The organism is Amphritea balenae (assembly GCF_003858655.1).
GTDB lineage: Bacteria > Pseudomonadota > Gammaproteobacteria > Pseudomonadales > Balneatricaceae > Amphritea > Amphritea balenae.
Window position 1 is genome coordinate 384003 of the sequence record NZ_RQXV01000003.1, and the last position, 22127, is coordinate 406129.

A 22127-nucleotide genomic window follows, 5' to 3' on the forward strand; every position below is an offset into this window, starting at 1 on the left:
GTAGACTTAACTAGCGGCGAAGCTTTGTGCTGCTATTCTGCAGCGCAACATTAACGCAGGCAGATTTTACACAATTTACGTTCTTTATAGCAAATAATACGTGCCACAGTATGGCAGAGTTATTTACTTTACTCCTGCGTCACTGCTAGAATTCGATGGATTTCATGCATAATGTGCACATAGCACACAAGGAGCACGCTACATGCGCCAACTTATTATTGGTGTCGTAGCAGGGATGTTGTTACCGTTGTACCCTGCCCAGGCAAACATTCAAACAGACCTTAAAGACGGCCTTTCTTTTACTTCTGTGATTGAGAATGCTATTCAAAGTGAGATGTCTGTCGACAAAATCCTGTCTCAACTATTGGTTAATTGTAACGGTGACACTCTGATCGTCTGTAAAGCAGGCGATGCTGAAGCGATAGTTTCTGCTGCTGTCTCATCTTTTTCTCAGGATGACGCTGCGCTATCACTCATAGGTGAAGCAGCCATTGAAGCTGGCCTCACTGAAGCCCAGCTTACGCAGATAGCGCTGAATACCGGCGCTGATATCACCAAAATCCTGCCCGCTACCGCTGCTGGTAATCCGCAAGGTATTGGACAAGGACAGGGACAAGGCCAGGGTTTAAACATTGCGCCGGGGCAGACAGGCCTTCCTGTTAACCCACCAGTCTTTGGTAATAATGGTGGTGGCGGTGGTGGCGGTAACGCCAGCCCAAATACCTGACAATTAAAATCCAGGCCCTAAGCAACCTTAAAGTACAGCCTTGAGCTAGCTTTAAAGAACAGCCTTGAGCCAACTTTTAAGAACAGCCTTGAGCCGAATTTTAAGAGCAGCCTTAAGCCAGTCTTTAAGAATAACCTGGGGCGCGTTTTAATTTAGTCTTGAGCCTGGTTTCGATAAAGTCCTGTATTTCTGAAAAGCGCTAACGCGCTTTTCTTTTTATTCAGGCAGGGCTGTTATTTCTGCTAATCGTATGCGCTTTTTTATTACCGCGTAACTGTCATACATGGACGTAGCCATCATGCTTGAGCCTGCTAAGCATTCTAAAGAGTACGATCGCTGGCTGTTTTTTTTCTTTATAGCGCTATTGATCTGGATCCCCCTCCCCCTTGCCAGTAATAAACTCTGGGCCAGCAGTTTGCTCTGCATGGTCAGTTTTTCACTCACAGCCTGGTGGCTGACTCTCTTTAGTCTGAACCGCGTTGAAATCAGTGAAAGCCTTAAGAAAAGCCTGCCCATCATTCTGTTACTTAGCTTCGCCCCCCTTTGGGCTTTCGCACAGAGCCTTTTATCGTCTGAATACTTGGGTGCCTCGATAGACAGATCTTCTTCACTGCATGATGCAGCACTGGGCGTTAGCTTTATATTAATATTCTGCCTGACGCTATTGTTGGCTTCTTCTAAATCTCGTTTAAAAGTGTTGGCATACAGCCTTATATTCAGCGGTCTGTTTCAGGCGGTATACGGCAGTATGATGAGCCTGACCGGCATTGAATATAGTTTTTTCGTGCCGAAAGAAGCCTATACCAACCTGGCCACCGGCACTTTTATCAACCGTAACCATCTGGCGGGTTACCTTGTGCTTACTCTCAGCGTTGGCATTGGCATCATGATCTCCAGCCTCAATACTTCAAGCGTTTCAGGTTGGCGCGCACATTCACGTCGTTTACTTGCGACTTTGCTTGGCCCTAAAGCCCGGTTAAGAGTTATGTTGATCATCATGGTCGCTGGCCTGGTTATGACCCACTCACGCATGGGCAATACTGCTTTCTTTGCCAGCCTTGCTATTACCGGCGTACTCGCACTGATACTAGGGAAGCACTCTACCCGCTCGACAATTATGCTGATCAGCAGCCTGATTGTGATCGACATTTTTGTTATGGGTACGTTTTTCGGTGTTGATAAGGTTGCGGACCGATTGCAAAACACATCAGAAGCCTCGGAGACCAGAGACGAAGTAAATACTTACACCCTGGATGCAATTCAGGACAATTTATGGGTGGGTAGCGGTGCAGGCACCTATTACACTAACTTCCCGCAGTACCGTGAATACGATGCCGGCCGGGGCTTCTACGACCACGCCCACAACGACTACTTCGAGTTCGCTAGTGACTACGGTGTTATTGTAACGGGTTGCCTGATTGCTGCTGTATTGTTGGTATTCATTTCCGCACTGCGCGCACTAAAGAGCCGCAAAAACACACTCATGCGTGGCCTGGCATTCAGCGCAGCTATGGCCGTTATCGCCCTGGCGATCCATTCAACGGTGGATTTCAATCTACAGATCCCGGCGAATGCCGCGACTTTTATGGTTATCTTAGCTTTAGGTCAAATTTCACTTTATCAAAAAAACCGTAAAGTAAAATCTTGACCTAAAGCCGAACGCTTCGCTTGTCCGATTTCCGAAAAAGATTAATCAAGAATTGAAACGAAAGGTTCAAATATCGGACAAGAGGCCGAAGGTCTCGTTCGGACAAGGTGCGTAGTACCAGTCGGGCAAGCAAAGCGTTCGGACAAGCAAAGCGCTCGGCTATTAAAGCGTCCGATCATTTCATTTGTCCGGTTTCCGAAAAAGATTGATCAAGAATTGAAACGAAAGGTTCAAATATCGGACAAGAGGCCGAAGGTCTCGTTCGGACAAGGTACGTAGTACCAGTCGGGCAAGCAAAGCGTTCGGACAAGCAAAGCGTTCGGACAAGCAAAGCGCTCGGCTATTAAAGCGTCCGATCATTTCATTTGTCCAAGGTCCGAAAAAGCAGACAAGTTGCTCCGTCAACAATCGCTATTATCTTTCCGTCCTTTCGGACTAGCTGCTTTGCAGCGGTCGGACAATCGTAGCGTTCGGACTAGTGAAACGATCAGACAAACGTAGTGCTCGATCTCTACATCGGACAAGCGTAGCGTTCGGACTAGTGAAACGATCGGACAAACGTAGTGCTCGATCTCTATACCGGACTAGCAACGCGTTCGGACGCGGCATAGCCGCATCGGACACGACGCAGAGCGTCAATCGGATTTTTTGCCAAGCTACGTTTGGTAAAAATCCTTATACCAATCGACAAACTTCTGCATGCCGTCTTCGATGGTAGTGCTGGGTTTGAAACCGACTGTTTTTTGCAGGCTGTCGATGTCGGCATAAGTGGCTGGTACATCGCCCGGCTGCATTGGTAGGTATTCTTTCTGTGCTTTTTTACCGCAGGCAGATTCAATGGCTTCAATGAAACGGCTCAGTTCAATTGGCTCGTTGTTACCGATATTGAATACCCGGTACGGTGCGGTGCTGCTTTCAGGACTGGTTCTTAGATTGTTCTCATCCGCTTGCGGGATGACATCCTGAATACGGATAACCCCTTCGACGATATCATCGATATAGGTGAAATCACGTAACATTTTACCGTGGTTAAAGACCTTGATCGGACGATCTTCCAGAATCGCACTGGTAAACAGGAACGGCGCCATATCCGGGCGGCCCCAGGGACCGTAAACGGTAAAGAAACGCAATCCGGTGGTTGGCACACCGTACAGATGCGAATAGGTATGGGCCATCAGTTCGTTGGACTTCTTAGTAGCTGCATACAGCGATACTGGATGATCTACCCCATCGGATGTAGAAAACGGCATCTTTGAGTTCATACCGTAGACAGAAGAAGAGGATGCATATACCAGATGCTTCACATCGTTGTTACGACAGCCTTCCAGAATCGTCATCATACCGTTCAGGTTTGAATCGACATAAGCAAACGGATTCTCAATCGAGTAACGAACCCCAGCCTGCGCTGCCAGGTGAATAACCCGGTCAAAGCCACTATCAGCAAACAGCTTTGCCATACCTTCACGATCTGCCAGATCCTGATTAACAAAAGTGAACTCAGGGTACTGTTCTAAACGCGCCAGACGAGCATCTTTCAGTGCCGGATCGTAGTAATCATTCAGGTTATCCAGACCGATCACCTTATGACCCGCCTGACACAGACGCTCTGATACGAAGTTGCCAATAAAACCGGCCGCGCCGGTGACTAGATAGGTTAGTTGCATTGTCTGTACCTGGTAATAATATTTGTTTGGCAAGCATCGTATTGGTATGAGGACCGTGCCGGAAAACCACTAACCGAACGCTAAAGAGCAGCGTGACGATCGCTTCGCTTGTCCGATGCTACTACGTAGCGTCCGAGCATTTCATTTGTCCGAGGTCCGAAAAAGCGGACAAGTTGCCAGTGGCAACGTTCGGACACGTGGCGCAGCCACATCGGACACGGCGCGTAGCGCCATTCGGACAAGCAACGCGCTCGGTTCTATCCGGACTAGCGGCTGGGCCGCGCTCGTCGATTAAGTGCTTTGCTTAATCGAAAGCCCACGCCCTATGGCGTAGTAATCGAAGCCACGATCTGCCATACGTTGTGGATCGTACAAGTTTCGGCCATCGAAGATGACTGCTTCGTTCAGCTCACTTTTAATCAGATCGAAATCCGGAGCGCGGAAGCTTTGCCACTCGGTGCAGATCACCAGTGCATCGGCACCGTTCAAAGCAGCTTCTTTAGTGCCCATCAGTGCCAGATCAGTACGTGAGCCGTAGATACGCTGGGTTTCTTCCATCGCTTCAGGATCGAAGGCCTGCACTTTAGCACCCGCTGCCCACAAGGTTTCCATCAGAACCCGACTGGAAGCTTCGCGCATATCATCAGTTTTTGGCTTAAATGACAGCCCCCACAAGGCAACCGTCTTACCCGCAACGTCATCTCCAAAGTGACGTTTAATCAACTCAGGCAGCTTGGATTTCTGCTTATCGTTGACCGCTTCAACCGCTTTCAAAATCTTAGAGTCGTAGCCGATCTGCTCGGAGGTTTTTACCAACGCCTGTACGTCTTTAGGGAAACACGATCCACCATAGCCACAACCTGGATAGATAAAGTGGTAACCGATACGCTCATCAGAACCGATACCGTTACGTACCTGTTCGATATCTGCACCAACCATCTCGGCGATATTAGCCATCTCATTCATGAAACTGATTTTAGTTGCCAGCATGCAGTTGGCGGCATATTTGGTTAGCTCAGCACTGCGGATATCCATGAAGATAATACGATCATGGTTACGATTGAATGGTGCATACAGCTCGGTAATCACATCTTTAACATGATCGCTATCGGTACCGATAACAATACGGTCCGGACGCATACAGTCACTAACGGCGGCCCCCTCTTTAAGGAATTCCGGATTGGATACAACCTGATAATCGATCTCTGCACCACGATTCGCCAGCGTTTCGGCTACTTTGGCACTCACCTTATCACCGGTCCCTACAGGTACCGTCGATTTATCGATGATGATCTTCGGATCCTGCATATGAGTAGCAATGGTTTCAGCAACAGCCAATACATACTTCAGGTCTGCTGAGCCATCTTCGTCCGGCGGTGTACCTACCGCGATAAACTGGATCTCACCAAACTCTACTGCCATTTTGGCGTCAGTAGTGAACTGCAGACGGCCTTCTTCGTAGTTAGATTTAACAATAGGGGTTAAACCCGGTTCGTAGATCGGGATGATACCCTGCTTCAGGTTTTCGACCTTCTGCGCATCTACGTCGACACAACACACATCGTGACCAACTTCGGCCAGCACTGCTGCTTGTACCAAACCTACATAACCTATACCAAAAACCGTAACTTTCATGCGCGTTGTATTCCTTTAGCAACCATTCCTGTAGCCCGTGATTATACCTTGGAATCGAAATATGTTGCCTACTTTATAGCCAAATAATTTATTGCAATTCTAACATAGTAAATGCCGAAGTCCGATGCGAGAAAATCCGAGGTCCGATGCGGAAAAATCGCGCCCGAACTGAAAAGCCGAGGTCCGATGTGACTTCGTCTCGTCCGAACACTTCGTTTGTCCGAACGTTGCCGGAGGCAACTTGTCCGGGAAAAACCGAACGCTGCGCTTGCACGATTGGTGCTGCGCACCTTGTCCGATGCGGCAAAAATCGCGCCCGAGCGTTGCCGGAGGCAACTTACCCGTAAAAAAAAGCCCCGTCTCAATCATGAGAAGGGGCTTGAGTCAGGCGAATAGCCTAGAAACAGTGATCGATGCGGCTATGCCGCGTCCGATCATTTCATTTGTCCGAACGAGGCCTTCGGCCTCTTGTCCGGTTTCGGACCTCGGACAAGCGTAGCGTTCGGACACGGCTCGTAGAGCCATTCGGACAAGGCGAAGCCGAATCGGGCTTAGAAGCCTTATCGGACATCGAACCTTTTCCTTACATCACCATGCGACGTACGTCGCTTAGTAACTGGTTCAGGTAGGTCAGGAACTTACCTGCATCACTGCCGTTGATCGCGCGGTGATCGTAAGACAGGCACAGTGGCAGCATCTTACGTGGTTCGAATTCCTTACCGTTCCAGCGTGGCTCGATATCTGCTTTAGAGATACCCAGGATTGCCACTTCAGGTGCATTAACGATCGGCGTAAAGCCGGTACCACCGATGCCGCCCAGGCTGGAGATTGTAAAACATGCGCCCTGCATTTCTGCCGGCTTCAGCTTACGATTTTTAGCTTTACCTGCCAGCTCTGTCGCTTCACGGGACAGCTCATAGATGCTCTTCTTATCTGCATCTTTGATTACCGGAACCATCAGGCCGTTAGGTGTATCAACCGCCATACCGATATTTACATACTTCTTCAGCACCACATGCTCACCATCGGCATGCAGAGAAGCGTTGAATTTCGGATGCGCTTTCAGTGCAATCGCGATCGCTTTCAGCATAAATGGCAGTGGAGTCAGCTTAACGCCATCGCGCGCTGCTTCCTCTTTCATGCTGCCACGGAAGGCTTCCAGATCGGTGATATCCGCTTTATCGAACTGAGTTACGTGCGGGATGTTCAACCAGCAGCGTGACATGTTGGCAGCGGTCAGCTTGTGGATCTTGGACATCTTCACCATTTCGATTTCGCCGAACTGGCTGAAATCTACTTCTGGAATCGCCGGAATACCGGAACCGCCGGTTACCGCTGCCGCAGCAGGCTTTTCAGCCAGTTGCTTCAGAGCACCTTTCACGTACGCCTGAACATCTTCTTTCAGCATACGACCGCGAGGACCAGTACCTGTCACCAGCGCCAGATCAACACCGAATTCACGGGCGATGGCACGTACAGCAGGACCCGCATGAACAGACTTGTTCTTCTTTTCCAAGGCGTCCTTATCAAGCTTCTGGCCAGCAGCAGGCGCTGCCGCCGGAGCCGCTTTAGCTGGAGCTGCTGCAGGAGCCGCCGGAGCTGAAGCAGCAGGTGCCGCCGCTGGTGCAGCTGCAGGAGCAGATCCACCAGCCACTTCAAGCTGCATCAGTAGATCGCCTTCGCTAACCGTACCGCCTTCAGTAATTTTCATGGACTTTACGATACCCGCTTTCGGGGCAGGTACTTCCATCGATGCTTTGTCTGTTTCCAGTACGATCAGGGAGTCACCTTCCTCAACGCTGTCACCATCCTTGACCAGGACTTCAACAACATCAACGTCGGACGCACCGCTCAGATCCGGGATCAGAACATCTTCAACACCACCGGCAACCGCGGCCGGAGCTGATGCAGCTGGTGCTGCCGCAGGCGCTTCAGCGACCGGAGCAGGAGCAGCGGCAGGCGCAGCGCCAGCAACCTGAAGATCACACAAGTGATCGCCTTCGTTGGTGGTGTCGCCATCTTTAATATTGATCGCGACAATTGTACCGGCCTTAGGGGCAGGTACTTCCATCGATGCTTTATCAGTTTCCAGTACGATCAGTGAATCGCCTTCTTCAACGCTGTCGCCGGCTTTAACCAGCACTTCAACAACATCGACATCGGTCGCGCCACTCAGATCCGGAACCATAATCGCTTCAACCGCACTGGCTGCCGCAGGTGCTGCAACCGGAGCAGGTGCTTCAGCAACAGGGGCCGGCGCCTCTGGAGCGGATTCAGGTGCAACAGCAGCCGGATCGGCTACGTTCAGGCCGGTATCCAGTACCACAATCGCCTGGCCTTCGTTACAAGTGCCATCGGTTTCAACCAGAATCTCAACCACTGTACCCGCATGGGTTGATGGTACTTCCATGGATGCTTTGTCAGTTTCCAGAACGATCAGAGAATCGCCCTCAACTATGCTATCACCCACCGCTACGCATACTTCAACGATATCTACGTCTGTCGCGCCGCCAATATCAGGAACCGTAATGTTTACATTACTCACGTTATTTTCCTCTCTTAAAAGTTCAGCTTCGGGTTACACAGTCCAAGGGGCTGGTTTTTCCGGATTAATGCCAAACTTCTGCATCGCTTTGGCTACAACAGTACGCTCAATCTTGCCGTCTTCTGCCAGAGCAGTCAGGGCAGCAACAGTGACGTAGTAACGGTTAACTTCAAAGAATTCACGCAGCTTAGTACGGGTATCTGAACGGCCGTAGCCGTCGGTACCCAGCACTTTATAAGTACGTGGAATGTATTCACGCAACTGATCAGCGAACATACGCATGTAGTCAGTCGATGCGATAACCGGGCCTTCACGATCTTTCAGACATTCGTCCAGGTAAGAGGTACGCGCCTCTTCTTCTGGGTGCAGCATGTTCCAGCGTGCAACCGACTGAGCATCACGACGAACTTCGTTGATAGAAGTCGTACTCCATACATCGGACTCGATACCGTACTCGTCACGCAGAATATCAGCAGCGGCTGTTACTTCACGCAGAATCGCACCACAACCCATCAGCTGTACTTTATGCTCTGCATCTTTGCCTTCCTGCAGCAGGTACATACCTTTGATGATGCCATCTTCAGAACCCACCGGCATCGCTGGATGAGCGTAGTTCTCAGTCGTGGTCGTGATGTAGTAGAACTTGTTCTCTTTGTCCTGGAACATGCGCTTCAGGCCATCCTGAACAATCACCGCCATTTCGTAACCGAAAGTCGGATCGTAAGAGACACAGTTAGGGATCATCTGCGCCATCAGGTGCGAATGACCATCCTGATGCTGCAGACCTTCTCCGTTCAGCGTAGTACGGCCTGAGGTTGCACCTACTAAGAAACCACGTGCCTGCATATCACCTGCCGCCCATGCCAGGTCCATAATGCGCTGGAAACCAAACATAGAGTAGTAGATGTAGAATGGCACCATGGTGCAGTTGTTGTTGCTGTATGAGGTGGCACATGCCATCCATGCAGACATCGCACCCGCTTCGTTGATACCTTCTTCCAGAATCTGACCGGTCTTAGATTCTTTGTAGAACATGATCTGGTCAGAGTCATGCGGTACATAACGCTGGCCTGCTGAAGTATAGATACCCAACTGACGGAACATACCTTCCATACCGAAGGTACGGGCTTCGTCCGGTACGATAGGTACCACGCGCTCGCCCATATTCTTATCTTTAACCAGCGTACTCAGTACCCGGTTCAGTACCATCTGGTTCGACATTTCACGCTTGCCGCTTTCTTTCAGCTGCGCTGCAAATGTTTCCAGTGGTGGAATTTCAAGGGCATCGAAGTCAGCACGACGGGTAGGATAAACACCGCCCAGCTTGTTACGACGATCCATCATGTACTTCATCTCAGGAGAATCAGGTGATGGACGGTAGTAAGGCACTTCTTTCAGCTGATCATCGCTCAGTGGAATGTTGTGGTGATCACGGAAATCTTTAAGATCATCCATCGCCACTTTTTTCATTGAGTGCGTATCGTTCTTAGCCTGGCCCGACTTACCGGTGCCGTAACCTTTAACGGTTTGCGCCAGAATAACAGTAGGCTGACCTTTGTGATTCATTGCAGACTGGTACGCTGCAAAAACTTTATAAGGATCATGGCCGCCGCGGTTCAGGTTCATGATGTCGTCGTCGGACAGATCTTTAACCATCTCCAGCAGTTCAGGGTACTTACCGAAGAAATGCTCACGGGTGTATGCACCACCGTTCGCTTTGTAGTTCTGCAGCTCGCCGTCACAGACTTCGTCCATACGCTTTTGCAGCAGACCTTTTTCATCGTTTTCAAACAGTGGATCCCAGTGACGACCCCACAGACACTTAACTACGTTCCAGCCAGCGCCACGGAATACACCTTCCAGTTCCTGAACGATCTTACCGTTACCCCGTACCGGCCCATCCAGACGCTGCAGGTTACAGTTAACCACGAACACCAGGTTTTCCAGGTTTTCACGGCCTGCCAGTGCGATCGCACCCAGTGATTCCGGCTCATCACACTCACCGTCACCCAGGAACGCCCATACTTTACGGTCACCACGGTCGATCAGGGAACGGGCAGACAGGTAACGCATAACGTGTGCCTGGTAGATCGCCTGAATCGGGCCCAGACCCATAGATACGGTCGGGAACTGCCAGAAATCTGGCATCAACCAAGGGTGTGGATAAGAGGAAAGGCCAACACCGTCTACTTCACGGCGATAGTTATCCATCTGTACTTCGGTCAGACGGCCTTCAAGATATGCACGGGAGTAGATACCCGGTGCGATATGACCCTGGAAGAAAACCAGGTCACCTTCCTGCTCACCTTCGGAGCCACGGAAGAAATAGTTAAAACCGATATCGTACAGAGTTGCCGAAGATGAGAAGCTGGAGATGTGACCACCCAGACCGTCATCATTATCATTGGCACGCATTACCATCGCCATCGCGTTCCAGCGAATGAAAGAACGGATACGACGCTCCATAAACAGATCACCCGGCATGCGGATCTCGTCTTTTGGTGCGATGGTGTTACAGTAAGGAGTATTCAGTGAACTGGTCGTCTTTACGCCCAGGTCAGACGCTTTTTCACCCAGCTTCTGCAGAATGTAGTGCGCGCGATCGCTGCCTTCATTTTTAGCAACGGACTCCAGCGCGTCCATCCATTCCGTTGTTTCGATTGGATCAATATCATCGATAATATCTTGCACTTTGCCTTTCTCCACTATTCTTGCACTCAAAACCAGGTCTCCCAATCAACCCGGCTGCGAAGGTAAACTCTGTAAGAATAGAAGTTTTTAGACGTGACAAGACAACAAAACAACCATAAAGCTGAATTTAATCAATTATTCAGAATATTTAGCACTTTGCCTCACGCCCAAACCTTCTATTTGAGGCCTTAAAGAGCTTAGAAACAGGATCCATGCTGCACCGCAACAAGCCTGCCATTTTTTGTTCTAGTTATTAATTCTGTAGTAATACTACAAAAAAACCGTTTTAAAGTCCACACTGACTACAAAATAATCAGCCTGTGTAGTTTTTATACGGGAGAAATATTACAGAGGTGTGACGTCAGCACGGCGCAGTGCCCGCTTAAGGCGAGTGTTCTCTTTACCTTGCTCTAACAGGGCATCTTCAACATAGGCAAGGTGATCATGGGCTGCTTTTCGGGCGCGCTCAGGGTCACCATCCAGAATCGCTTCCATCAAAACCGAGTGTTGTTCATGAATCTTGCCTCGAATATCTGATTTTGGGTAAATATCCTGGAGGTTTTCCCAGATGTGCTGACGCAGCAGACTGAACAGTGCGCGCATCATATGCAGCAGCACCATGTTATGGGTGGATTCTGCTATTGCCAGGTGGAAATCCACATCGGCATACACCTCTTTATCAAAGGCTTTATTGTCGTGATGCTCCTGCAACAGCTTATAACAGGCTTTAATATTCTCTTTATCAGCTGGGGTACTACGCAGTGCGGCATAGTAGGCAGACACTCCTTCCAGAGCATGACGGAACTCAAGCAGATCGTATTGCGCTTCAGGATGGGTTTTGAACAGTTCTAAGAGCGGATCAGAAAATGCATCACCTAAGCCTTCAGAGACAAAAGTCCCGCCCCCCTGCCGACTCACCAGAATGCCTTTAGCTGCCAGCTTTTGTACCGCCTCCCTTAAAGAGGGGCGCGACACTTCAAACTGTTTTGCCAATTCACGTTCTGGCGGCAACCGCTGGCCCGGCTTAAGTGTACCTTCCAGTACCATCTCTTCCAGCTGACCCATAATTACGTCAGAAATTTTCGGTTGCTTAACCCGCTGATACGCCATCTTTATCTCTCCACCACGTCATCCGATCCAGGACAGGTGTGCTCTCTATCTATAGCCATATTTTAAGGCTGCACTATATAGAAGATCACCTTTTGGTATCAAATGAAAATTGGTCTTACCAAACTCACCTTTCGTTCTAACAGCCCATTTATCGTTGTTTTTTATGGAAAATAACGTATTTTCAGAAAAAGAGTCTAGATTTATAACTTAAAAAACCATTGACAAGCTACGCGTTTAACTTTTAAGGTAGCGACTGATTGCATGGTAAATTGGTATGACCAATTATTCAAGAACATTTTTAAAAAGGCTTCCGAATGGCCTGTTCTGAATCCGGCAATGCCGAACAAAAACAACAAAACATCATGAGGACACATCATGAATAAAATCGCCAAGTCTCTTGTTTCCGCAGCAGTAATAACAACTGCAATGACAGCAACTACTGCTACTGTACAAGCTGCTGACCGAGTATTACTTAAAACCCCAATCGCATTTGGATCACACCTGCCAGCACTGGGCACACCTATTAAGTGGGTCTCTGAACAGCTGCCTGTCATGAGTGATAACACTTTAAAGATGAAGATCTACGAGCCGGGTAAGCTGGTTGGCGCAAAAGAGATTCTGGACGCGGTATCTTCAGGTAAAGTGAACTCTGGTTATGCTACAGCCGGTTACTGGCAGGGTAAAATGCCTGCAGCTGCTCTGTTCTCAGCAGTACCATTTGGTCCGGAAGCGGGCGAGTATATGGCCTGGTTGTACTACGGTAACGGCATGAGCCTGTACCAGGAGATGTATGACACCAACGGCTATAACGTAAAAGTTATCCCTTGTGCCATTATCTCCCCTGAAACCTCAGGCTGGTTCAACAAAGAAATTAACACGCCTGAAGACCTGAAAGGTCTGAACATGCGCTTCTTCGGTCTGGGCGCTTCAGTCATGGAGAAGATGGGCGTTTCTACTTCACAGCTGCCTGGCGGTGAAATCTTTGGAGCACTTGAGAAAGGCGCTATCGACGCGAGTGAGTTCTCTCAGCCTGCTATTGATAAGCTTTTGGGTTTCCACAAGATCATGAAGTACAACTACTTCCCTGGCTGGCATCAGCAGGCAACCGTATTTGAACTGCTGGTCAACAAAGATGCCTGGGGCAAGATGTCCGGCGGACAGCAAGCTATTGTTGAGAACACCTGTAAAGCATCCATGACCAATGCGATTGCAGAGGGCGAATCCATGCAGTTCGAAGAGATGGCCAAAGCGCAGGAAAATGGTGTAGAGATCCGCTACTGGAACGACACTATGCTGAACGCATTTGAAGAGAAGTGGCTGGAAGTGGTTGAAGAGAAAACCGCCGCTGATCCATTCTTCAATAAAGTATGGTCTGACCTGAGCACTTTCCGTAAGGGTTATGATCTGTGGGAAGCTAACGCATTCCTACCTCGTACAACTAAGTAAGACTCACCATTTAAAGCCGGGGAGCGCTGTTCCCCGGCTTTTATCAGATTCCCAGTTACAACAGTCAAGATTTCTGCAAAGCGTACTGTCTGGTTCGTTTTTCAGAATTTTTGTAACTACGCTATATAAAATAATAATTGGTTTAAAGGTGCATCACGGTGAATGAGCAAAGCAGCCTGCCTCCAGTTCCCCTGGCGGATAGTATCGACAGAGCAATTCAAAGAATAGGACTCAGCATCGCCTGGGCGTATGTCCTGCTGGTCCTGGTAATTATGACTCAGGTTATTCTGCGAAAAGGATTCTCCAGCGGCTTAATCGTTCTGGAAGAACTACAGTGGCATTTGTATGCCGTGGGGGTGATGTTTGGCCTTTCTTATGCTCAAACCACTAACTCACATATCCGCGTTGACCTGTTCTATTCATCATTCAGAGCCAGAACAAAACACATCATCGAAATTCTAGGTATTCTGATACTGGTACTGCCTTTTGTCAGCGTTATTTTTATCCACAGCCTCGATTTTGTACACGACTCATGGCGAATCAATGAGCACTCGGAATCACCTTCCGGCCTGCCCTGGCGCTGGCTGATCAAAACCGTCATTCCTCTCAGTATGCTGATGTTAGGTCTTGCCGTTTTATCCCGTCTGTATCGTGACACTGTTCTGCTGTTTAAAGGTAATGCGTAATGGAAGCTAATGAAATTCTCGTTATCGCGATGTTCCTATCGTTCATCGCGCTGCTCTTTACCGGTATCCCTGTAGCCTGGGTTCTGGGCGGTATTGGTGTATTGTTTGCCGGTATCGGCTATCTGGCAGATATCTATTTGGATACCTTTACCGGTCTGGATTTTCTGACGCTGGGTTTGGTGGTTAATCGTCTGTATAAGATCATGGACAACTGGATTCTGGTCGCCCTGCCCATGTTTATCTTTATGGGCATTATGTTAGATAAGTCCGGCGTTGCTGAACGCCTGATGAAGTCGATGCAGGAGCTGTTCGGTAACGTACGTGGCGGTCTGGCCATCACGGTAACCGCTATCGGTATCATACTGGCAGCCTCTACCGGCATCATTGGCGCGTCCGTTGTACTGCTGGCAGTCATGTCGCTGCCTTCGATGACTAAGCAAGGCTATTCAATGCCGCTGGCTCTGGGCACCATCGCCAGTGCCGGTACCCTGGGTATCCTGATTCCACCGAGTATCATGCTGGTCATCATGGCCGATCAGCTAGGCCTGTCAGTAGGTGACCTGTTTATGGGCGCTGTTTTCCCAGGCCTTATGCTGGGTGCCATGTATATTATCTACATTCTGGTTACCGGCTGGCTTAAGCCTGAATCAGCACCAATTCCATCTGATGCTAAACCGGTTACCCTCGCGACATTAATGAATGTGCTGAAAGCAGTAACCCCGACCCTGGCGCTGATCTTCGTGGTGCTTGGATCTATATTTACCGGTGTTGCCACACCGACAGAAGCATCGGGCGTGGGTGCCTTTGGTGCAACCCTGCTGGCTGCCTATAACCGCAAATTTAATTTCAAGGTAATGAAAGAGGTTGTTGCGGGCACATACAATACTACCGCTTATATCTTCGCGATCTTTATCGGTGCAACTTGTTTTGCTCTGGTACTGCGGGAACTGGGCGGTGATGAACTGATTGAGTCTTTCCTGACCGGTCTGCCATTTGGCCCGTACGGTATCATCTTCTTTATCCTGGGTGTGATCTTCCTGCTGGGTTTCTTCCTGGACTGGATCGAAATCACGCTGATTATTCTGCCCTTATTAGCACCGGTAATATCGGCACTGGGACTGGATATCAATGGCTACGGTGTTGTGGATAACCCTGAATTAGTATGGTTCGTGATGTTGGTAGCGATGGCATTGCAGACATCCTTCCTCACCCCCCCCGTCGGGTTTGCACTCTTCTATCTCAAAGGGGTCTGCCCGCCAAACGTAAAACTGAGTGACATCTACAAGGGGGTTATGCCGTTTATCATGCTTCAGCTAATTGCGCTGCTGGTGCTGGTATTCTGGCCACAGCTGATACTCTGGTTACCTGCTGCAGCATACGGTTAACAATTAAGTACGAGGAAGGGGTATTGCGCCCCTTCCTTCTCTTCCTTATTTCATACCCGGCCCCAGCGGCCAGATTTATACCGGGCAGCGCCTGTGCATTTGGCTGCCCGAGGCGAGGCTCTTATGAAGCAGCAATACCAACAATTCGAACAACTGCTGCAGGCATTCCTGCCGGCTGAGCAGATCATTTCTGATCCTCTGCGCACTCTGGCCTACGGTACCGACGCCAGTTTTTATCGCCTGATTCCTCAACTGGTTCTGCGTCCTGAAACAGAACAGGATGTCGCTCAAATAGTTAAGCTGGCCCAACAGCAAAATATTCCGGTTACTTTTCGTGCAGCAGGCACCAGCCTTTCCGGCCAGGCGATTACAGATTCGGTTCTGATTCAACTACGCGATGGCTGGAGAAGCTATTCGGTTAACGAAGATGCCAGCCAGATAAGCCTGCAACCGGGCGTTATCGGTGGTCAGGCCAATAAAGCGCTGGCCCCGTTTAATAAGAAAATAGGCCCTGATCCGGCATCCATCAACACGGCCATGATCGGTGGCATTGCCGCCAATAATGCCAGTGGCATGTGTTGCGGTACAGCACAAAACAGTTATCGCACCCTGCACAGTATGAAGCTGGTACTGGCCGATGGCACATTACTGGATACCGGTGATACTCAGTCTGCTGCTAAATTCAGAAACAGCCATAAAGGCTTGCTGACCGCCCTTGAGTCCCTGGCACTCCAGACCCGCAGCAATGAAAACCTACGCCAACGTATTGAGCATAAATACCGCCTTAAAAATACTACCGGTTATGCACTGAACTCTCTGGTGGATTATGAAGATCCTATCGAGATCATGAAGCATCTGATGATTGGCTCGGAAGGTACCTTAGGCTTTATCTCTGAGATCACCTATAACACCGTTGATGAACATCCGAATAAAGCCTCTGCTCTGATCTTTTTCCCCACAGTACGTACTACCTGCGAAGCGGTGGCTATTTTAAAGCAAACGCCGGTATCCGCTGTCGAGATGATGGACCGGGCAGGCCTTCGCTCTATCGAAAATAAAGCGGGCATGCCTGACTTTATTAAACAGCTACCTGATGATGCAGCAGCGCTATTAGTTGAAACCCGTTCCGGTTGTCCTGATCACCTTGCGCAACAGGTCGACGCAATAAAAGCCTCTATCGCTGCACTGGAAACCGTTCAACCGGTTGAGTTCACTACCGACCCTGCGGAATATTCTAAGTACTGGGCGATCCGTAAAGGCTTGTTCCCGGCTGTTGGCGCGATGCGAGAAACAGGTACCACGGTTATTATCGAAGATGTTGCCTTCCCGGTACCTCAGCTCGCTGAGGCGGTACACGACCTGCATCAGATCTTTGAAAAGTGGCATTACGATGAAGCCCTGATCTTTGGCCATGCGTTAGAAGGTAACCTGCATTTTGTATTCACCCAGTCGTTTGATTCCCAGGCTGAAACCGATCGCTATGAAGGCCTGATGGATGATGTCGCCAATATGGTGGTGGATAAGTACGATGGCTCACTCAAAGCTGAGCACGGTACCGGCCGTAATATGGCACCCTATGTAGAGAAGGAATGGGGCAGCGAAGCTTACGCGCTTATGTGGGAGATCAAAGAGCTTTTCGATCCCAATAACATCCTTAATCCGGGCGTACTTCTTAACCGTAACGCCCATGTTCACCTTGAAAATCTTAAGCCATTGCCGGCTGCCGATCCGCTTGTGGATAAGTGTATTGAGTGTGGTTTCTGTGAGCCGACCTGCCCGTCACGGGATCTGACCCTGACTCCTCGCCAGCGCATAGTCATCTGGCGGGAGATCGCCCGACTGGAAGCCAGTGGCGAAGATTCGCAGCGGCTTGCCGAACTACGTAAAGAGTACCTTTATCAGGGGATTGATACCTGTGCGGCCTGCGGGTTATGTTCCACCACCTGTCCGGTAGGGATCAATACCGGTGATCTGACGCGCTCGGTGCGTAGCCGTAATAATGAAAATCATACCAAGTTGGCACAATGGTTAGCTGAACATTACGGTGGCGTAATGAAGGTCAGCAAGGCAGCATTTATGGGTGCCGATCTGACCCATGCGGTAATCGGTAGTAAGGCGATGAGTGCAATCTGTGATACCACGCGTAAGATTTCCGGTGGCCGGGTTCAGAAATGGACACCGTCAATGCCGAAGGCTGCACCTAAGATCAACACACAACGCCCTGTTACTAACCCGGATGCACCGAAGGTAGTGTATCTGCCAAGCTGTGCAAGTCGGGCAATGGGACCTGCGCGGGGTGATGAAGATCAAACATCGTTGGCAGATAAAACCGAGCAGCTACTACGCAAAGCCGGCTTTGAGGTTATCTATCCGGACAATCTCGATCAGCTTTGTTGCGGTATGCCGTTTCAGTCTAAAGGAATGTTTGATGCAGCCGACTTCAAGGCATCTGAAACCGACACTATGTTGCTGGCAGCTACACAAAATGGTGAGTATCCAGTACTTTCAGATACAAGTCCCTGTAGTCTTCGACTAAAGGATAATACAGATCAACGTCTGAGACTTCTGGATACAGTAGAGTTTATTCATGAATATTTGCTGGACCGGCTGGTCATTACCCCAGCTAAAGAGACAGTAGCGTTACATATTACCTGCAGCACAACACGGATGGGGGTTGCAGATAAGCTTAAACAGATTGTTGAAGCTTGTGTTACCGATGTAGTGATACCTGAAGACATAACCTGCTGCGGATTTGCTGGCGACAAAGGTTTTTCGACACCAGAGCTGAATGAATCAGCCCTGCGAACCCTTAAGCCGGCGGTAGCAGGATGCAAAACAGGCTATTCGACCAGTCGAACCTGTGAAATAGGGCTGTCACACCATAGCGGTATAGATTACAAATCGATTATTTATCTTCTGGACCGGGTTAGTCAGCCAAAGCTGAGTAACCAGGACACAACCCCAGAAAACAAACTGATACAGGCACATACCCCTGATCAGTAAAAATGAGGAAATTGAGCATGGCACTCCCTGAAATTAAGACAATTCTGTACACAACCTCTTTGGGCAAACATACCCGCCCTGTATTCAGACAGGCGGTCAACCTTGCTCAGACATTCAATGCTCACATTGTTATGTTGCATGTTATTGAGCCGATTGGTGAACTGGGCCACGCCCTGATTCAGAACTACCTGCCTGAAGATACCGTGAAAAAGATGCACGATGAAGGTATTGAACAGGTTAAAGAGCAGATGAAACAACGGGTTGCTAAGTTCTGTGAAGAGGAACTGGGATCCCTTGATAAGGCACTGGACATGGATATTGAACATGTCATTGTCGAAGGCAACTACACTGACTCGATTCTGAAAACAGCATCTGATCGTAAAGCTGACATGATTGTTATGGGCTCTGAAAACACTTTCGGTCACCATAGCCAGACCACCCGTCAGGTTATCAAAGGCGCTAAAATACCTGTGGTTGCAGTACCTGTAGGTAAGAAGTTTAAGTAACAGGATTAAATCCCGAGCGCTGCGCTTGTCCGATGCGACTGCGCCGCGTCCGATCGTTGCTTCGCAACTAGTCCGATCGCTTTGCTTGCCCGATCGCTACGCTAGTCCGAAGTCCGAAAAAGCCTGTCGAATGACAGGCTTTTTTTATGTCTGAACAGGTTTATAGGTCCATATTAATCGAGGTCCGACCGTTTCACTCGTCCGAGCGCTACGCTTGTCCGATGCGGCTTCGCCGCGTCCGAAAGAACGGAAAAGATAAGAGATAAGAGATAAGAGATAAGAGATAAGAGCGATTTACCACGGTACCCAAAGGGCATGCTAAGAACACAGAGGACACCGAGAAGGTCAAAAGCAAAGAATGTTGATAAAAGAATAATACGCTTTTTTCAATCTTTTCTCCGTGTGTTTGGCATGCCCTTTGGGTACTGTGGTGATAATTCTTTAAAGGACTGAAAGAACAAAAAGAGAAGAGCTAAGTGCTTTAATCTTTTCAATCTTTCCTCCGTGTTCTCTGTGCCCTCTGTGGTGCATATTGTTTTGAACTTAAATAGTCCCGGACAAGTTGCGCAGCAACGATCGGACAAATGAAATGCTCGGACTCGGTGCGTAGTGCCATTCGGACTAGCGAAGCGATCGGATCTTAATATCGGACAAGCGTAACGATCGATTCTTTAACTTCGGCTCTAAAGCATTCAGTTTTATTTCATGTTTTTGCGCTATATTTGCTATCTTTATTCACAGTTTCAATCAGTTAGCTTCTCTGACTGGCAATCAACGATAATAAACACGGACAGGTAATGGAAATTACACTTACCCTGGCGGTGGCTGCAATCGCAATCATCTCTGTCATCATTTCCCCTAAAGCTAAAAACAAAGGTGCCTTCTTTCAAGGCTTATCACCCGCCGGAGGCCAGCCTGGTTTGCTGCTTCTGACACTCTCCCAGGTCACGACCTGGATCTTTGCCCGCTCGCTTTTGAATGCCGCAATTCTGGGTTTTTATTACGGTATCTGGGGCACTCTGGCTTATGCCGCTTACTACCTGTCTTTTCTTACCGGCGCAAAAATAATCGATTCGGTTCGCTTCCAGCACGGCTTCGATAGCATTCAGGCTTTTCTGACCGATCGTTTTGGCGCCTGGGGCAGCCGCTGTTATAACTTTGTTATCGCGGTCAGGCTTATCAGTGAGGTGTTTGCTAACATCCTGGTCATTGGCATTCTGTTCGGTGTTGCCGGAAGCAGCTCTTATACTCTGGCCGTAGCCCTGTTTGCCATTGTCACACTGGTATATTCAATGCTGGGGGGCTTACACGCCTCATTGCGTACCGATCTATTCCAGATGGTACTGTTTCTGATTGTTATGACGGTACTCACCGTACTGGTTATGGGTACCGGACAGGCCACGTTGGAAAATCTGATGTTCAAGCCTTTCGATATCAGTGAACCTGGCCCGATTTTATTGATGGTTGCCCTGTTACAGGTATGGAGCTATCCAATGCACGATCCGGTGATGATGGATCGAGGCTTTCTGGCTGACCGAACAACAACCCGCAAAAGCTTTTACCATGCGGCATGGATCAGCATTATCTGTATCACCCTGTTCGGCTGTTTTGGTGTGATCGCTGGCGCTAATGCGATGAGTGGCGAGTCTATGAATACCGTATTGATGCGTATTCTGGGTGAAACACCCATGCTGTTATTTAATATCACTCTGGTCATCTCAGCCATGTCGACCCTTGATAGCACACTATCCAGTTCATCCAAGCTGGTCGCCGTTGATATGAAATGGGTCGAGCCCAGCCTTAAGAACGGTCGCATCACTATGCTGGTGTTTGTATTACTCGGCCTGCTATTAGTCTTTATCGGTAATAAAGATCTGTTCAGTGCCGTCGCTGTCAGTGGCACCGCATCAATGTATCTGGCGCCGGTTATTTTCTTCTCGCTATGGGGTAAGCGTACCGACATCCCTCTCTGGAGTTACCTGAGTTGCTTTGTACTGGCAGTCGGAGGTGCAGCACTATACTTTGTTGAATCCGCCGGCCATACCCAGTTACTTGGCGACAGCCATAAATACACCAAGCTACTATATATCTCATTAACAGTATTGATAGGCGGCTGTCTGTTGTTCTGGGCCGGGGCCCTTAACACTAAGCAACAGCCGCAGACTAAAACAGCCTAATGGGACATTTCGAACCCGATCAAAACAAGCCCCTACTAATATTTGGCGGGGCTTACAGCAATCTACAGGCGACTCAGTCGCTGCGCCAGATCGCAACAAAGCTGCAGATCCCTGCTGGGAATGTACTCTGTACGGGAGATCTGGTCGCCTACTGCGCTCAGCCGGATGAAACAGTGGATTTTATCCGGGACTGGGATATTGCCGTTGTTGCCGGTAACTGTGAAGAATCCATTGGCGCCAGCGCTGAAGACTGCGGTTGTGGCTTTTCTGAAGGCACCACTTGCGACCTGCTTTCAGCTCAGTGGTATAACTACACATTACCGAGGGTCAGTGACGACAATAAAACCTGGATGCGGCAGTTACCAGCCAGTATAAGCTTTGACTACCTTGGCTATACCTTCACCGCGATTCATGGAGGTGTAGAACAAAGTAATCAGTTTGTGTTTGATTCGGACTCAGTCACGCTAAAACAGAGGCAACTAGAAACAGCTCAGAGTGAAGTGATCATCGCCGGACATTGTGGCATTCCCTTTGGCAACAGAACAAAACAAGGCCTCTGGCTAAATGCCGGTGTCATCGGTATGCCCGCTAATGATGGCAATACCTCTACCTGGTATATGCTAATCAGTCGCCAAAGCAAGCAACTTAAAATCAGCTGGCATCAATTAAGTTACGATCATAATCAAACCGCTGATGAAATGCATAAAGCGGGACTGAATAATGGCTACATGCAGGCGCTCGGTAATGGCATATGGCCTAGCCATGACGTGCTTCCTGATGAAGAGCAAAACAGAACGGGCAAACAGATAAAGCTACCAGCCATTCATTTGGCGATAAAATAGCCGGGGCAAGATAATCAGATCATAAGAACCAGATAATAATCAGAAAAAACAGAATCGTCTTT

Annotated in this window: 15 protein-coding genes; 9 read left to right on the plus strand and 6 right to left on the minus strand. The window is 49.1% G+C overall.

Annotated elements, in window-relative coordinates:
• Positions 1 to 202: 202 nt before the first annotated feature.
• Both EHS89_RS08335 and EHS89_RS08340 read left to right on the plus strand, forming a co-directional pair.
• A complete protein-coding gene (locus EHS89_RS08335) occupies positions 203 to 727 on the plus strand; it encodes a hypothetical protein (RefSeq protein ID WP_124925673.1) in 525 nt (174 codons plus the stop codon).
• Positions 728 to 1025: 298 nt separating this feature from the next.
• Positions 1026 to 2375, plus strand: coding sequence for an O-antigen ligase family protein (locus EHS89_RS08340; RefSeq protein WP_229753721.1), 1350 nt, complete (start codon positions 1026 to 1028; stop codon positions 2373 to 2375).
• A 656-nt stretch (positions 2376 to 3031) separates the two neighbouring features.
• On the opposite strand, the gene EHS89_RS08345 is transcribed toward EHS89_RS08340, so the two are convergent.
• The 6 genes from EHS89_RS08345 to EHS89_RS21355 all read right to left on the minus strand — a co-directional run bounded on the left by EHS89_RS08345 (position 3032) and on the right by EHS89_RS21355 (position 12574).
• On the minus strand, positions 3032 to 4039 hold the full coding sequence (locus tag EHS89_RS08345) for an NAD-dependent epimerase (protein WP_124925675.1): 1008 nt from the start codon (positions 4037 to 4039) through the stop codon (positions 3032 to 3034).
• A gap of 291 nt (positions 4040 to 4330) precedes the next feature.
• Positions 4331 to 5674, minus strand: coding sequence for a UDP-glucose dehydrogenase family protein (locus tag EHS89_RS08350; protein WP_124925676.1), 1344 nt, complete (start codon positions 5672 to 5674; stop codon positions 4331 to 4333).
• Positions 5675 to 6257: 583 nt separating this feature from the next.
• Positions 6258 to 8219: a pyruvate dehydrogenase complex dihydrolipoyllysine-residue acetyltransferase gene (gene aceF / locus EHS89_RS08355; RefSeq protein WP_124925677.1), complete on the minus strand. Its 1962-nt coding sequence runs from the start codon at positions 8217 to 8219 to the stop codon at positions 6258 to 6260.
• Between the two features lie 33 nt (positions 8220 to 8252).
• Positions 8253 to 10940 (minus strand): pyruvate dehydrogenase (acetyl-transferring), homodimeric type, encoded by a 2688-nt coding sequence (gene aceE / locus EHS89_RS08360; protein ID WP_268239400.1) that lies wholly within the window; start codon positions 10938 to 10940, stop codon positions 8253 to 8255.
• 315 nt (positions 10941 to 11255) lie between these two features.
• Positions 11256 to 12020, minus strand: coding sequence for a pyruvate dehydrogenase complex transcriptional repressor PdhR (gene pdhR / locus EHS89_RS08365; protein WP_124925678.1), 765 nt, complete (start codon positions 12018 to 12020; stop codon positions 11256 to 11258).
• 200 nt (positions 12021 to 12220) lie between these two features.
• Positions 12221 to 12574 carry a hypothetical protein gene (locus tag EHS89_RS21355; RefSeq protein ID WP_229753723.1) on the minus strand — a complete coding sequence of 118 codons (354 nt, stop codon included), beginning with the start codon at positions 12572 to 12574 and terminating at the stop codon, positions 12221 to 12223.
• Between EHS89_RS21355 and EHS89_RS08370 the strand changes: the two genes are divergently transcribed.
• The 7 genes from EHS89_RS08370 to EHS89_RS08400 all read left to right on the plus strand — a co-directional run bounded on the left by EHS89_RS08370 (position 12573) and on the right by EHS89_RS08400 (position 22065).
• Positions 12573 to 13466, plus strand: a complete 894-nt coding sequence (locus EHS89_RS08370) for a TRAP transporter substrate-binding protein (protein ID WP_229753725.1) — start codon at positions 12573 to 12575, stop codon at positions 13464 to 13466. The two genes, EHS89_RS21355 and EHS89_RS08370, sit on opposite strands and share 2 nt — an antisense overlap.
• Positions 13467 to 13624: 158 nt before the next feature.
• The gene (locus tag EHS89_RS08375) at positions 13625 to 14152 is read left to right on the plus strand and encodes a TRAP transporter small permease subunit (protein ID WP_124925680.1); all 528 of its coding nucleotides are present in this window, start codon (positions 13625 to 13627) and stop codon (positions 14150 to 14152) included.
• Complete coding sequence (locus EHS89_RS08380; protein ID WP_124925681.1) at positions 14152 to 15537, plus strand: TRAP transporter large permease; 1386 nt, start codon at positions 14152 to 14154, stop codon at positions 15535 to 15537. The genes EHS89_RS08375 and EHS89_RS08380 overlap by 1 nt, the downstream gene beginning before the upstream one ends.
• 123 nt (positions 15538 to 15660) lie before the next feature.
• On the plus strand, positions 15661 to 18540 hold the full coding sequence (locus tag EHS89_RS08385; protein ID WP_124925682.1) for an FAD-binding and (Fe-S)-binding domain-containing protein: 2880 nt from the start codon (positions 15661 to 15663) through the stop codon (positions 18538 to 18540).
• 17 nt (positions 18541 to 18557) lie between these two features.
• Positions 18558 to 19046, plus strand: coding sequence for a universal stress protein (locus tag EHS89_RS08390; RefSeq protein ID WP_124925683.1), 489 nt, complete (start codon positions 18558 to 18560; stop codon positions 19044 to 19046).
• Positions 19047 to 19843: 797 nt separating this feature from the next.
• On the plus strand, positions 19844 to 21223 hold the full coding sequence (locus tag EHS89_RS08395; protein ID WP_124925684.1) for an SLC5/6 family protein: 1380 nt from the start codon (positions 19844 to 19846) through the stop codon (positions 21221 to 21223).
• The gene (locus EHS89_RS08400; protein WP_124925685.1) at positions 21223 to 22065 is read left to right on the plus strand and encodes a metallophosphoesterase family protein; all 843 of its coding nucleotides are present in this window, start codon (positions 21223 to 21225) and stop codon (positions 22063 to 22065) included. Before EHS89_RS08395 ends, EHS89_RS08400 begins: the two co-directional genes overlap by 1 nt.
• Positions 22066 to 22127 lie beyond the last annotated feature (62 nt).

Excerpts from the sequence above, each read along its gene's own strand:
- EHS89_RS08345 (WP_124925675.1), bottom strand. The coding sequence starts at position 4,039 with ATGCAACTAACCTATCTAGTCACCGGCGCGGCCGGTTTTATTGGCAAC.
- EHS89_RS08390 (WP_124925683.1), top strand. The coding sequence starts at position 18,558 with ATGGCACTCCCTGAAATTAAGACAATTCTGTACACAACCTCTTTGGGC.
- EHS89_RS08370 (WP_229753725.1), top strand. The coding sequence starts at position 12,573 with ATGAGTGATAACACTTTAAAGATGAAGATCTACGAGCCGGGTAAGCTG.
- EHS89_RS08350 (WP_124925676.1), bottom strand. The coding sequence starts at position 5,674 with ATGAAAGTTACGGTTTTTGGTATAGGTTATGTAGGTTTGGTACAAGCA.
- EHS89_RS08380 (WP_124925681.1), top strand. The coding sequence starts at position 14,152 with ATGGAAGCTAATGAAATTCTCGTTATCGCGATGTTCCTATCGTTCATC.
- EHS89_RS08340 (WP_229753721.1), top strand. The coding sequence starts at position 1,026 with ATGCTTGAGCCTGCTAAGCATTCTAAAGAGTACGATCGCTGGCTGTTT.
- EHS89_RS21355 (WP_229753723.1), bottom strand. The coding sequence starts at position 12,574 with ATGACAGGCAGCTGTTCAGAGACCCACTTAATAGGTGTGCCCAGTGCT.
- EHS89_RS08385 (WP_124925682.1), top strand. The coding sequence starts at position 15,661 with ATGAAGCAGCAATACCAACAATTCGAACAACTGCTGCAGGCATTCCTG.
- EHS89_RS08400 (WP_124925685.1), top strand. The coding sequence starts at position 21,223 with ATGGGACATTTCGAACCCGATCAAAACAAGCCCCTACTAATATTTGGC.
- pdhR (WP_124925678.1), bottom strand. The coding sequence starts at position 12,020 with ATGGCGTATCAGCGGGTTAAGCAACCGAAAATTTCTGACGTAATTATG.
- EHS89_RS08395 (WP_124925684.1), top strand. The coding sequence starts at position 19,844 with ATGGAAATTACACTTACCCTGGCGGTGGCTGCAATCGCAATCATCTCT.
- EHS89_RS08335 (WP_124925673.1), top strand. The coding sequence starts at position 203 with ATGCGCCAACTTATTATTGGTGTCGTAGCAGGGATGTTGTTACCGTTG.